The sequence below is a fragment of the Pseudomonas sp. RGB genome, assembly GCF_007713445.1.
Taxonomy (GTDB): Bacteria; Pseudomonadota; Gammaproteobacteria; order Pseudomonadales; family Pseudomonadaceae; genus Aquipseudomonas.
Window position 1 is genome coordinate 428,807 of the sequence record NZ_VMSH01000005.1, and the last position, 12,474, is coordinate 441,280.

Sequence of the window (12,474 nt, forward strand, 5' to 3'; positions counted from 1 at the left end):
TGATCGCTTGAAAAGCTGGCTGCTTGGGGCAAACGCCGGGGGTGTCGCTTTAATGAAAGAAAAAGACAGAATTGCGGCGGGGTGCTGCCATAGTTTCAGGCAATCCTTGGCTTTCCTGACACTTTCGTTCGGTGCCTCATTTGCAACTGGGTTTTTCTGCCTGACGCCTGACGCTATGATTGCGCCGATTTTTTATTCAGGTGAATTCCCATGACGCAAGAACCTAGCACCCTCTATGCCAAGCTGCTCGGTGAAACCGCCGAAATTTCCTGGAAGGAGCTCGAGCCGTTCTTTGCCAAGGGTGCCCTATTGTGGGTCGACGCCGGCCTGGATTTGATCGAAGCCGCCGAGGGGATGGCCGAGGATAACCGTGACAAAGTCGCTGCGTGGCTGGCTGCAGGGAGCCTTGGCGAGGTGTCTGCGACGCGGGCATTGGACCTGGTCGAGAGGGATCCAAGCCTGTGGGCGGTGGTGGTTTCGCCGTGGATTCTGATCCAGGAAAGGGCGGCGTAAGAAACGTGCGCACTAAAAAGGTGCGCTGCTCGGGCCCTTGTAAGTGTGTAGCGGAGTAACCGCCGGCGCCGTGATGGCACCTTGCCGTAGAGAAAGGTCACAGGTGAGGGTGACGTGCACGTCACGGGAACAGTTGTGCGCGGGGCCGAAGGCTCAAGGAATTGTTTCTGGGTGTGGCAGGGATCAGGATTTTGCTTGTCTGGCAGACCGCTATCGCAGGCAAGCCAGCTCCCACATTTGACATGCATTCCAAGTGGGGGACCTGGCTTGCCTGCGATGGCCGCGACTCGGTCTAAGCCGTCTTGCCAGTATGGTGATTCAACGAAATAACCTTGGTCTTCCCCATCCGATGAGCAACGCCACGTGGACGTTGATGAACCGCTCGTTCGTCGGCCTTCTTCAGGCAAATGATGGCTAAATGCCAAATATTCGGCGTTAACGAATTGGCCTGACGATCGAAGGTGGGCCGATACGGCCTGTGACAAGGTCTTTTGGCGGCGTGGTGTCTTTGCTGCCTTCCACGCTGAAAGGGTAGAGCGGGTTACGCATCTGGATGCCCTGGATCACGCCAACCACATCGCTCAAAGGCACCGCTGGGCTCAGCAGGTAGCCCTGAATGAAGTCACAGCCATGGTTGAGCAGCAGTTCGAATTGCGCCTGGGTTTCCACGCCTTCGGTGACAACGTGCAGGTGCAGCGTGTGAGCCATGCCGATAATCGCCTGGACGATCTCGATATCGGCAGTCGATTTGGGAATGTCCTGGATAAAGGAACGGTCGATCTTCAGCGTGTTGAGCGGCAGGCGCTTGAGATAAGCCAGTGACGAGTAGCCAGTGCCGAAGTCATCAATCGCCAGCGACACGCCCAGTGCCCGGATTTGCCGCAACAGCGCGAGCGTGCTGCTGATGTTGCCCATCAGGGCGTTTTCGGTGACTTCCAACTCCAGGCGTCCGGCGGCGATGCCGGCGAAGCGCAGGGCGTCTTCGATTTCATCCGCCAGTTCGTCACGCGCCAGGTTGAGGGCCGAGCAGTTCACGGCCATGGTCAGCTCGGTATAGCCGCGGTCAGACAGCAGGCTCAAATCGTGGCATGCCTGGCGTAATACCCAGTGGTCCAGTTCGGCAATCAGCCCGTTGCTTTCGGCAATGGCGATAAACCGGTCCGGCGCCAGCAGCCCGTGTTGCGGGTGTTGCCAGCGCACCAGGGCTTCCAGGCGCGTAACCTTGCCGAGTTTCATGTCGAAGATAGGCTGATAAAACAGGACCAGTTGGTTGCGCGTGCGCAGGGCGGCGCGCAGCTCTTCTTCCAGTTGCAGTTCCAGAAACGCGCGGGTTTTGAGGTTGGAGCTGAAAAAGTTCAGGCTGTTGCGCCCGGTGTCTTTGGACTGGTAAAGCGCCAGGTCGGCGGTTTTCAGCAGCTCCTCACAGGTCACGCCATCATCGGGGAACAGGCTGATGCCGATGCTGGTGGTCATCACCATGCGCCGGCCGGCCAGTTCGATCGGCTCTTTCATCTTCTGCATGATGCGCTGCGCCATATGCCGCGCTTCGTCGCGATGGTGAATGCTGATCAGGATGCAGAATTCATCGCCGCCAAAGCGCGCGACCACATCGTCATGGCTGCGCACCGACCCTTTGATATGCCCGGCCAACACAGTGAGTAACTGGTCGCCGGCATCATGCCCAAGGCTGTCGTTGATGCGCTTAAAGTGGTCGATATCGAGGAAGATCACCGCCATCATGCCGTGGCTTGCAGTTTTTTCGGCGACTTTCTCCGCGAAAATCTGATTGAAACCGCGACGGTTGAGCAGGGTGGTCAGCGCATCAAAATGCGCGACCTGTTGCAGCGAGGCGCGGGCCTGGTCCAGTTCGCTGAGCAGCGCGTTGACCCGGCGCAGGTCGCGTTCCTTGTGCTGCAGTTTTTTGTCGGCCAGTGCTGCACTGACGCTGCTGCCGATCACCAACAGGGTGATCACGGCCACGGACAGGCCAAGCTGGATGGGGTTGTTGTCCAGTGGCAACGCGAGGTCCGCACCGTTGGGCACCATCATTTGCATGGCAGCCATGCCGGTGAAGTGCATGCTCAGGATGCCGGCGCCCAGCACCAGGCTGGCGGCGTATTTGAGCAATTGATGGAACACACCGGTGCCGTTGCGCAGGTAGCACGACAGCAGCAACGCGGCCAGGCTGGCGCCAATGGCGATGCCCACCGACGCCAAAAACAGCCCCGAGTCGAAGTACACCTGGGCCTGGGAGCGCATGGCCGACATGCCGACGTAGTGCATCAAGGCAATGCCCAGTCCCATCCATACCGATGCCAGCAGGTATTGATGAAAGCGCAAATGAGCGTGACTGAGGGTTTGCATGGCAAACAACGAGGCAATCAGGGCGATCACCAGCGAGGCGAACGTCATGAGCAGTTCGTAATGAATGGCAATAGGTGCCTGAAAGGCCAGCATGCTGATGAAGTGAGTCGACCAGATGCCGCCTGCCAGGCATCCCGCCCCCAGCCAGCGCCAGTGGCGGCGGGCAGTAGGGTCTTCCACGTGGCCGACGCGCTCGGCCATGTCCAATGTTCCGAACCCTGCTGCACAAGCGACCAGATACGCCAGCAGCACCAGAAAGGGGTTATGACTGCAATTGAGTAATAAATGCCCGTTATCTGGAAGCTCGGTAAAAAAATACATACCTCGCCATTCCATAGCATGTCCCGTCAAAGTCAGTACGTCATTGCCTACAGCAATGGCTTATGACCTCGAGTATAGAAGCCTTGCGGGATTTGCCAGGAATAATGGCACTTTGCTCTGAATGATTTTGGCATGCTCGCCATAGCGTTTGCTGCTAAGCGCTGATCGGCAGGTCGAACTCGAAAGGCGCCTCGAGGGGCGGCAAGCCAAAGGCGGCGCGTGCCGTGTCGCAATCGACGTTCTGTTCGCCCTGGCTCCACGACGCGTCGAACTCCCGACACGGGCTCGATCGCTGCTCATAGATCATGCAACGGGTGCCTTTGCCGACTTCCCCCTCAAGGCTGCAGCAACGCGCGGGTTTCTGGTCGGTGCCGATCATCGCCACGCGCGTGGGATTGATCTGCACCACCAGGTCATCGGGCACGGTGCCCCCCGATGAGGCGCACTCACCCCAGAAGAAAGACACACGAAAGTGTGAACAGCAGGCACCGCAACTCAGACACGGACTGGCTTCGGACATGGGCGTCATCGATAAGAAAAGTAGGATGTGGGTGTTACGGAAGGCTCGCCATTCTATCCTTGGCGTTGCCGTTGGGAAGGGGGGCGTGAACTTATATTTTTGTAGGCGAAGTCCCGTGATACCGGGCGAAATCATGCCCTATCAGCTTTACGAATCATTACAGACAACCGGCACCTGCCTGACTATGTTGCAGGTACCGGGCAGGATGCATCGGGCATCGCAGCTCTCATAACAATAAAAGAGACGGACCCATGCAGAACTCGACCCAAGCGGCGAATGCCTGGCGCATTCTGTTCCTGCTGTTCCTGGCCAACCTGTTCAATTTCTTCGACCGCACCATCCCCGCGATCATCATCGAACCCATTCGTATGGAATGGCACCTGAGCGACTTTCAGCTCGGCATCATCGGCACCGCCTTTACTATCGTCTACGCCATTGCCGGTTTGCCGCTGGGGCGCATGGCCGACACCGGTTCGCGCAGCAAACTGATGGGCTGGGGCTTGTTTGCCTGGAGCGGGTTGACCGCACTCAACGGCCTGGTCGGCAGTTTCTGGACCTTCCTGCTGGTGCGCATGGGCATCGGCATTGGCGAAGCCAGCTATGCGCCGGCGGCCAACTCACTGATCGGCGACCTGTTTCCCGCCCACCGCCGCGCCCGCGCCATGGGTATTTTCATGCTCGGCCTGCCGTTGGGCCTGCTGCTGGCGTTCTTCACCATCGGCGCGATGGTCAAGGCGTTCGACAGCTGGCGCGCACCGTTCTTTATCGCCGCCGTACCGGGGCTGATCCTCGCGGTGTTCATGTTCTATATCAAGGAGCCCAAGCGCGGCGCGGCCGAAACCGTGCAGGTCTCGCAGGAGCGCGTCGATCGCCCGATCCGCCGCGTGCTGGCAGTGCCGACCTTCCTGTGGCTGGTGCTGGCCGGGCTGTGCTTCAACTTTGCCACCTATGCGTGCAACTCGTTTCTGGTGCCGATGTTGCAGCGCTATTTCCTGATGCCGTTGCAGGAGGCGGCGGTTGCCACTGGCGTAATCGTGGGCATCACCGGCCTGGTGGGCCTGACGTTGGGCGGCTGGATTGCCGACAAGATCCATCAGCGAATCGCCAATGGCCGACTGTTGTTCGCCGCCTGCAGCTTGATCATCTCCACCGTCACCACCGCGTGGGCATTGCACGCCGGACGCATCGAGATTGGTGTGTTTGTGGCGCTGTTCAGTGTGGGCTGGCTATTTGCCTACAACTTCTATACCTGCGTGTACACCGCCATTCAGGACGTGGTTGAGCCGCGTCTGCGGGCCACGGCGATGGCGCTGTTCTTCGCCGGGTTGTACCTGTTGGGCGGCGGCATGGGGCCGATTGTGGTGGGCGGACTGTCTGATCACTTTGCCCATTCGGCGATGTATGCCGATGGGGCGGCGCAGATGACTGAAGCCTATAAAGCGGTGGGGCTGCACGACGCCATGTACCTGATTCCGGTGGCGCTGTTTTTGACCCTGCTGTTTCTGTTCCAGGCGTCGCGCAGTTTTGTGCGTGATGCCAAGCGCATGAAGGATGGGTTGGGGGCGGTGGAGGTGCCGGCTGCGGCGGCTACCGCTTGAGACCGAGGTGACGCCATCGCGGGCTTGCCCGCGATGAGGCCCTCAAGCCAAACAAAAAAGGCCCGCATTGCGCGGGCCTTCTTCTTAACAGGGCAGGGCGGTAATCAACCCGCCACCAGCACCCGAATCGCTTCCAGTCGCAGCGCCGCTTTGTCGAGCATGGCCAAACCTTGCTCGCGTTGCTGACGCAGGGCAACCAGCTCGCTGTCACGCACGGTCGGGTTGACCGCTTGCAACGCGGTCAGGCGCGCCAGCTCTTCGTCGGTGTCCGCCGCCAGGCGGCGCTTGGCCTCGGCCACTCGCTCGGCGTGGCGCGGGGTGATCTTCTCTTCACCGGCATTGATGCGCGGCGTGAGTTGGTCACGCTGAGCCTGCACGAACTTGTTGGCGCTGGCGCGTGGCACGCTTTCGAGCTGGTCGTTCAGGGTTTCAAACGACACGCGGCCGGACAGGTCATTGCCATTGGCGTCCAGCAGGCAGCGCAAGGCCGCCGGTGGCAAGTAGCGGCCCAGTTGCAAGGAGCGCGGCGCAACCACTTCACTCACGTACAGCAATTCGAGCAACACGGTGCCCGGCTTGAGCGCCTTGTTCTTGATCAGCGCCACGGCGGTGTTGCCCATCGAGCCGGACAGCACCAGGTCCATGCCGCCCTGCACCATCGGGTGTTCCCAGGTGATGAACTGCATGTCTTCGCGCGACAGCGCCTGGTTACGGTCGTAGGTGATGGTCACACCTTCGTCGTCGCCCAGCGGGAAGCTGGCGTCGAGCATTTTTTCGCTGGGCTTGAGGATCAGTGCGTTTTCCGAATGGTCTTCGCTGTCGATGCCAAAGGCGTCGAACAGGGTTTCCATGTAGATCGGCAGGGCGAACTGGTCGTCTTGCTCGAGGATGTCCTCTACCAGCGCATCGCCTTCACCCGCGCCGCCGGAGTTGAGCTCCAGCAAGCGGTCGCGACCGGTGTGCAGCTCTTGCTCCAGACGCTCGCGCTCGGCGCGGGCCTCGTCGATCAGGGCTTGCCATTCGCCATCGTCGGCGTTTTCCAGCAACGGCAGCAGACGCGGGCCGAACTGATGTTGCAGGGCGTTGCCGGTCGGGCAGGTGTTGAGGAACGCGTTCAGCGCTTCGTGGTACCACTGGAACAGACGCTCTTGCGGGCTGGTTTCCAGGTACGGCACGTGCAATTCGATCACGTGCTTCTGACCGATCCGGTCCAGACGCCCGATCCGCTGTTCCAGCAGGTCAGGGTGGGACGGCAGGTCGAACAGCACCAAGTGGTGGGAGAACTGGAAGTTGCGGCCTTCACTGCCGATTTCCGAGCAGATCAGCACCTGGGCGCCGAACTCTTCGTCGGCGAAGTAAGCGGCCGCGCGGTCACGCTCGAGGATGTTCATGCCCTCGTGGAACACCGTGGCCGGAATGCCGGAACGCACGCGCAGGGCGTCTTCCAGGTCCATGGCGGTTTCGGCGTGGGCGCAGATCACCAGCACTTTGGTGCGCTTGAGCATTTTCAGCTGGTCGATCAGCCACTCCACGCGTGGGTCGAAGCGCCACCAGCGGTTTTCTTCATCCACGTCCGGCTGCGACTGGAAGCTGACTTCCGGGTACAGCTCGGCGTGTTCGCCCAGCGGCAACTCGAGGTATTCGTCCGGGTTCGGCAGCGGGTAGGCGTGCAGTTTGCGCTCCGGGAAACCTTGCACGGCAGCCCGGGTGTTACGGAACAGCACGCGGCCGGTGCCGTGGCGGTCAAGCAGCTCACGCACCAGGCGCGCACTGGCTTCGGTGTCGCCATCGTTGACGGCGGTGAGCAGCGCTTCACCTTCGTCGCCGAGGAAACCCTGGATGGTCTTGTGTGCGGTCGGCGACAGGCGGCCTTTGTCCAGCAGCTCCTGCACGGCTTCGGCCACCGGGCGATAGTTTTCGCTTTCGGCGCGGAAGGCATGCAGGTCGTGGAAGCGGTTCGGGTCCAGCAGGCGCAGGCGCGCAAAGTGGCTGTCCTGGCCCAGCTGTTCCGGGGTGGCGGTCAGCAGCAGCACGCCAGGAATCACCTCGGCAAGTTGCTCGACCAGCGAATACTCCGGGCTGGCCTTGTCTTCATGCCAGACCAGGTGGTGGGCTTCGTCGACCACCAGCAAGTCCCAGCCGGCCGCGAACAGTGCGTCCTGGGCCTTCTCGTCGTCCACCAGCCATTCCAGGGCCACGAGGGCCAACTGGGTGTCTTCGAACGGGTTAGTGGCATCGCTTTCGATGAAGCGTTCTTCGTCGAACAGCGCAACCTGCAGGTTGAAGCGGCGGCGCATTTCCACCAGCCACTGGTGCTGCAGGTTTTCCGGCACCAGGATCAGCACCCGGCTGGCGCGGCCGGAAAGCAGCTGGCGATGGATCACCAGGCCTGCTTCGATGGTCTTGCCCAGGCCCACTTCGTCAGCCAGCAATACCCGCGGCGCGATACGGTCAGCGACTTCACGGGCGATGTGCAGTTGGTGAGCAATAGGTTGCGCACGCACGCCACCCAAGCCCCACAGCGAGGACTGCAGTTGGCGGCTGGTGTGTTCCAGGGTGTGGTAACGCAGCGAGAACCAGGCCAGCGGATCGATCTGGCCGGCGAACAGACGGTCGCTGGCCAGGCGGAACTGGATGAAGTTGGACAGTTGGGTTTCCGGCAGGGTGACCTGCTCGTTCTGCCCATTGAGGCCGTGGTAAACCAGCAGGCCATCGACGTCGTCGACTTCCTGTACGGTCATTTTCCAGCCTTCGAAATGGGTGATGGAATCACCCGGCGAAAACCTCACGCGAGTGAGGGGCGCATTCCGTAGCGCATACTGACGAGTGTCGCCAGTGGCCGGATAGAGCACGGTCAACAAGCGGCCGTCCTGTGCCAGAACGGTGCCTAACCCCAGCTCTGCTTCGCTGTCACTAATCCAGCGTTGCCCCGGTTGATACTGCTGCGCCATGCTGCCTGACTCCCGCCGTGAAAAAGCCGACTATCTTAACGGAACAAGGCCCTCAGCCAAAGGACTCTGACAAAAACTACTCCGTTAACGCGCGGGTTCGAAAGCTGGATCGACGGGTGGCGGGCACTTGCGAGTGTCGACTGGGTCACAGCTTGGCGAGCTTGGGCTCAAGTCGCCCTGCAACCCGCCGACAGCCTGTTGATCAGGAGAATAATTATTATGCTGCCACCCATGCTGCCCGTCAGCGTTGTGCCGGTCACGTCACAACTTGACCCGGTGCGTCAGAAGCCGGATATCCCGCCCGTGGTGCCAGTGCAAGCGGGCTCCAACGAAAGCACGATCGACCTGAAAAAGGGCGATGCCGAGCAGTCAACCTTGCTGCTGCGCGAGGAACAACGCCGCCAGCAGGAACAGCAGAAGCGCCGGCGTGAAGCCGACGAAGACCCCGAAGCGCACCTGGCGATCCCCGGCGATGTGCTCAACGCCGACAACACCGTGCCAGTGGTGCCGCTGATCGAAGATGCGCCGCGCCAGGGCCTGTGGGTGGACGTCGAGGTTTAGTCACGCAATTCGCGTAGCGCGGTGATCAGCCGTTCAATGTCATGTTCGGTGTTGAGCGGGCTGACCGACACCCGCGCAACGCTCGTCAGCCCTCGCGCCTGCATGTCCAGCGGCGTGTAGGCCACACCATTTGCGCCGATGTTGATTCGTTTCAACCCCAGGCGGCGTTTGAGCTCGAAGGCGTCCCAGCCTGCGAGGTTGAAGGCGATCAGTCCTGAGTGCGCCGCGCCCAGGTCGTGCAGGGAAACCCCCGGCAACTGACGCAATGCTTCACGGATTCGCTCACTAAGTTGTAAGACCCTTTCCCACGTGTGCTCCACGCCCAGTCGATTCACCTCCTGCAACGCATTGCCCAAGCCAGCCAACAAGGCAAAAGACACCTCGCTGGTTTCAAAGCGCCGGGCGTCATCGCGCAGGTCGAAGCCTTCGGCGGTCCAGGGTGCGGAAAACACATCACGCTGAGCGGGATTGAGCTGCGAGAGAAAATCCGGTCGCACATACAGTAACGCCGTACCGCGGGGCCCACGCAGGTGTTTGCGGCCGGCCGACTTGAGCACATCGCAGTGCAGCGCCTGCACATCCACCGGCAGTTGGCCGACCGCTTGGCCGGCGTCGATGAAATAGGGAATGGCGTGACGCCTGGCCACTGCGCCGATCGCCTGGGCAGGGTTGATCAGGCCGCCGTTGGCGGGCAACCAGGTCAAGTCGATCAGCTTGACCTTGGCATCAATCATCGACTCCAGCGCCACCGGGCAGACTGCGCCGGTTTCATCGCAGGGAATGACTTCTATCCGTGCGCCGGCTTGCACCGCCTGTTGCATGCTCGCCAGGTTGCCGCCCCATTCGTGGCGACCGACCAGAATGCGCTCGCCAGGTTGCCATGGGCCCAAGGCCTGGAAGGCCATGCTCCAGGCGCTTGAGCCGCTGCTGGCAAACGCGATCGACGAGGTCGGCGCATTGAGCAATTGCGCGGCTGCGCGCCGGGCTTTTTCTACCAGCACTTCACCCTGCTCGCCGGCCTCCATCGGGCCGTCGCGGGCTTCGCGTTGCAACTGGTCGATGATTGCGTCCAGCGTGGCCTGGCTGGGCAGCGAGGCACCCGCGTGGTTAAAGTGCACGATGCCCGACTGGCAGCCGGGTGTTGCGTCGCGCAGCTGCTGAACTTCGAGCGGGCTCACGGCTGCAACTCGAAAATCGCATCAACCTCCACCGCCACGCCGGCCGGCAGGCTGGACACCCCGACGGCAGTCCGCACATGCCGGCCTTTGTCACCCAGGGCGTTGACCACCAGGTTCGATGCGCCGTTGGCGACCACGCTTTGGCGCTGGAAGTCGCCGCTGCTGGCAATGAATACACCCAGGCGCAGAATGCGCACCACGCGCGACAGGTCATCACCGACGGCATCGCTCAATTGCCCCAACAGGCCCAGCGCCGCCAACTCTGCCGCCTGGGCGCCTTCTTCATCGCTGAGGGTTTCGCCTAACCGGCCGATGTAGGCGGGTTTGCCATCGATCATGGGAATTTGCCCAGAGATAAACAGCTGGTTCTGGCTGATCACATGGCTGATGTAGTTGGCCGCCGGCTGGCTGGGCGTTGGCAGCGTCAGGCCAAGGGCTTGCACGCGTTGGCGAAGGGAGTCGCGCATGTTGAATCCTCTAGGGGCAAGAAGGTTTCAGCATGTTGGCTGAGCCGTCGGGCGACAAACGGATAGATCTCACCTGACGTATCGAAAAAACTCACGCGTCGCGGCAGGCGTTCTTCAACCACTGGCTGAAACATTCGGCCGCGTCACTGGCGGGGCCTTGGGGCGCGATCAGCCAGTAGCCGATTTCGCTGTGATAGGGCGGCCAGTCGAAGGCTTCCACCAGGCTGCCGTCCTGCAGCTTGCGCTCGATCAAGCGGTGCCGGCCCATGGCGATGCCCTGGCCGGCCACAGCCGCTTCGACCACGATGTTGTAGTCGTGCAGCATCACGCGGGGGTGGTGCTCGAGGTCGACGTGATAATGCGCGGACCAGTCCGTCCATTCGAAGGGACGGTGTGAGGTGGCCATCAATAACGCGCCATTGTGCAGTGGGCCGGCCTTGAAGGCCGGGCTGCACACCGGCGAGATCACTTCGGGCATCAGGCGGGTGGCTTGTACGTCCGGCCAATCGCCTTTGCCATAGCGGATGGCCAGATTCACTTCGGCCGCGGCGACGTTGGCCAATTGAATCGCCGGCAGCAACTCGACCTGGATATGCGGGTAACGGTTGAGAAAGCCGGCCAGGCGTGGGGCCAGCCACAGGGTGGCGAAGGATGCCAGCAGGCCGACGCGTAGCACGGTGGTAGTGGGCGCTGTTTTTTGCGCGCGCGTGGCGGCGGCGATGGCGTCGAGGGCGGGGCGGATTTCGGCGTAGTAACGTTGGCCGTCGGCGGTCAGGTCAATCGCGCGGGTGCGTCGGATAAACAGCGGTTTGCCCAAATGCTGTTCGAGTTTGTGCACCTGGTGGCTCAAGGCACTTTGGGTGACCGACAGCTCGTTCGCCGCCTTGATGAAACTCAAGTGCCGCGCGACGGCTTCGAAGGCGCGCAGGGCCAGCAGCGGCGGAAGGTCCTTGTGCAGTGCCACCTGAGTGCGCCTCCGGGGTCGAGTGGAAAGGGCCGATTTTGGGCGAAGCCCTGTATTTTGTCGCCCGCTGATTTGCCGTTGGGCGGGGGAGGCCGCATTATTGAGCCATTCCCGCCACGACGTAAGCCAAGCCATGAGTGATGACGACAAGCTGATTGACCTGAATGCCGAACGCGCCAAACGCGTGCATGACCTTAATGACAAGCGCCTGAATGAAGTGCGCCAGGCGTTTGAGCAAGCGATGCCACTTGGCAAAGTTAAGAAAAAGTCGAAGAACAAGCCGAAAAAACGTTGAAACAACCTGCATCTGTTGATGCAGGTCAGTTATTGCCCTTCTTTACGCCCCGTTGCGGGCGACATTGATCCCCGTCAATTTTCCCATCCGCCTTCTCCATTAACTTAGCCCTATCGCAACAGGGCACGTGCAGGAGGCCGGTCATGTTTTTCGATAATGTGGTGTTTGCCGGAGTGTTGACTGTCAGCCTCATGGTGTTGTTTTTTGTAGGGTTTGGAATTTTTATCTGGAAGGACGCTAATAAGCGTAAAGAACCGTAAGTTCTTCTGGGTTATATGAGCACGCAAGGCATTTTGGGCGACTTCGGTCGCCCTTTTTTTTGGCCGCGGTTTTAGGGTGTATATCCGTTGCTGCGGTCAACCTTGCGTTCTGCCGGCGTGGTTAACGGGGCCTGTCAGATCAAGATCAAAAGCAGAGCGCGGCGGCCTAGTAGCCGACCTGAGTGGTATAGGCAAAAGCGGATCAAAAGCATAGCAACACATTTCTGTCTGAAGCACAGAGAGCCAAATGTGGGAGCGGGCTTGCTCGCGAATGCGGTGTGTCAGTCAGCTCATATGTCACTGGCACACCGCATTCGCGAGCAAGCCCGCTCCCACAAGTTGACCGAGTTCAGCTGCCAGCATCGCACTGCTTTTGCTTTTCTGTGGGAGCTGGCTTGCCTGCGATGCAGACAACTCGGTGCATCAGTGACACCCAGTAGATGCCATCGCAGGCAAGCCAGCTCCCACATTTGATTGAGTTC

General features: G+C 60.8%; 12 protein-coding genes. 6 read left to right on the forward strand and 6 right to left on the reverse strand.

Going from position 1 to position 12,474, the window contains the following annotated elements; all coding sequences use genetic code 11:
- The first annotated feature begins 7 nt into the window (after nt 1-7).
- Complete coding sequence (locus tag FPT15_RS14175; protein WP_145162011.1) at nt 8-214, forward strand: hypothetical protein; 207 nt, start codon at nt 8-10, stop codon at nt 212-214.
- Nucleotides 211-513, forward strand: a complete 303-nt coding sequence (locus FPT15_RS14180) for a DUF2288 domain-containing protein (RefSeq protein WP_017530446.1) — start codon at nt 211-213, stop codon at nt 511-513. The genes FPT15_RS14175 and FPT15_RS14180 overlap by 4 nt, the downstream gene beginning before the upstream one ends.
- A gap of 435 nt (nt 514-948) precedes the next feature.
- Here FPT15_RS14180 and FPT15_RS14185 read toward each other — a convergent pair whose 3' ends face one another.
- Both FPT15_RS14185 and FPT15_RS14190 read right to left on the reverse strand, forming a co-directional pair.
- Nucleotides 949-3,213, reverse strand: coding sequence for a bifunctional diguanylate cyclase/phosphodiesterase (locus FPT15_RS14185; RefSeq protein WP_145162014.1), 2,265 nt, complete (start codon nt 3,211-3,213; stop codon nt 949-951).
- A 139-nt stretch (nt 3,214-3,352) separates the two neighbouring features.
- On the reverse strand, nt 3,353-3,718 hold the full coding sequence (locus FPT15_RS14190) for a YkgJ family cysteine cluster protein (protein WP_145162017.1): 366 nt from the start codon (nt 3,716-3,718) through the stop codon (nt 3,353-3,355).
- A 251-nt stretch (nt 3,719-3,969) separates the two neighbouring features.
- Between FPT15_RS14190 and FPT15_RS14200 the strand changes: the two genes are divergently transcribed.
- Nucleotides 3,970-5,316, forward strand: a complete 1,347-nt coding sequence (locus FPT15_RS14200; protein ID WP_145162019.1) for an MFS transporter — start codon at nt 3,970-3,972, stop codon at nt 5,314-5,316.
- Between the two features lie 104 nt (nt 5,317-5,420).
- On the opposite strand, the gene rapA is transcribed toward FPT15_RS14200, so the two are convergent.
- Nucleotides 5,421-8,267, reverse strand: a complete 2,847-nt coding sequence (gene rapA, locus FPT15_RS14205) for an RNA polymerase-associated protein RapA (RefSeq protein ID WP_145162022.1) — start codon at nt 8,265-8,267, stop codon at nt 5,421-5,423.
- A gap of 219 nt (nt 8,268-8,486) precedes the next feature.
- On the opposite strand from rapA, the gene FPT15_RS14210 reads away from it, so the two are divergent.
- Complete coding sequence (locus FPT15_RS14210) at nt 8,487-8,828, forward strand: aspartate-semialdehyde dehydrogenase (protein ID WP_145162025.1); 342 nt, start codon at nt 8,487-8,489, stop codon at nt 8,826-8,828.
- Here the strand turns inward: FPT15_RS14210 and FPT15_RS14215 are convergent.
- The 3 genes from FPT15_RS14215 to FPT15_RS14225 form a co-directional block, all read right to left on the reverse strand.
- On the reverse strand, nt 8,825-10,006 hold the full coding sequence (locus tag FPT15_RS14215; RefSeq protein ID WP_145162028.1) for an aminotransferase class V-fold PLP-dependent enzyme: 1,182 nt from the start codon (nt 10,004-10,006) through the stop codon (nt 8,825-8,827). The two genes, FPT15_RS14210 and FPT15_RS14215, sit on opposite strands and share 4 nt — an antisense overlap.
- Nucleotides 10,003-10,473 carry a RidA family protein gene (locus FPT15_RS14220; RefSeq protein ID WP_145162032.1) on the reverse strand — a complete coding sequence of 157 codons (471 nt, stop codon included), beginning with the start codon at nt 10,471-10,473 and terminating at the stop codon, nt 10,003-10,005. The genes FPT15_RS14215 and FPT15_RS14220 overlap by 4 nt, the downstream gene beginning before the upstream one ends.
- Nucleotides 10,474-10,564: 91 nt before the next feature.
- Nucleotides 10,565-11,437, reverse strand: coding sequence for a LysR substrate-binding domain-containing protein (locus FPT15_RS14225; RefSeq protein ID WP_145162035.1), 873 nt, complete (start codon nt 11,435-11,437; stop codon nt 10,565-10,567).
- Between the two features lie 100 nt (nt 11,438-11,537).
- On the opposite strand from FPT15_RS14225, the gene FPT15_RS14230 reads away from it, so the two are divergent.
- Together FPT15_RS14230 and ccoM are read left to right on the forward strand one after the other, a co-directional pair.
- Nucleotides 11,538-11,732: a hypothetical protein gene (locus FPT15_RS14230; protein WP_145162038.1), complete on the forward strand. Its 195-nt coding sequence runs from the start codon at nt 11,538-11,540 to the stop codon at nt 11,730-11,732.
- 143 nt (nt 11,733-11,875) lie between these two features.
- Entirely contained in the window at nt 11,876-11,992 is a 117-nt protein-coding gene (gene ccoM, locus FPT15_RS30255; protein ID WP_017137226.1) for a cytochrome c oxidase subunit CcoM, read from the forward strand.
- Nucleotides 11,993-12,474: the final 482 nt, after the last annotated feature.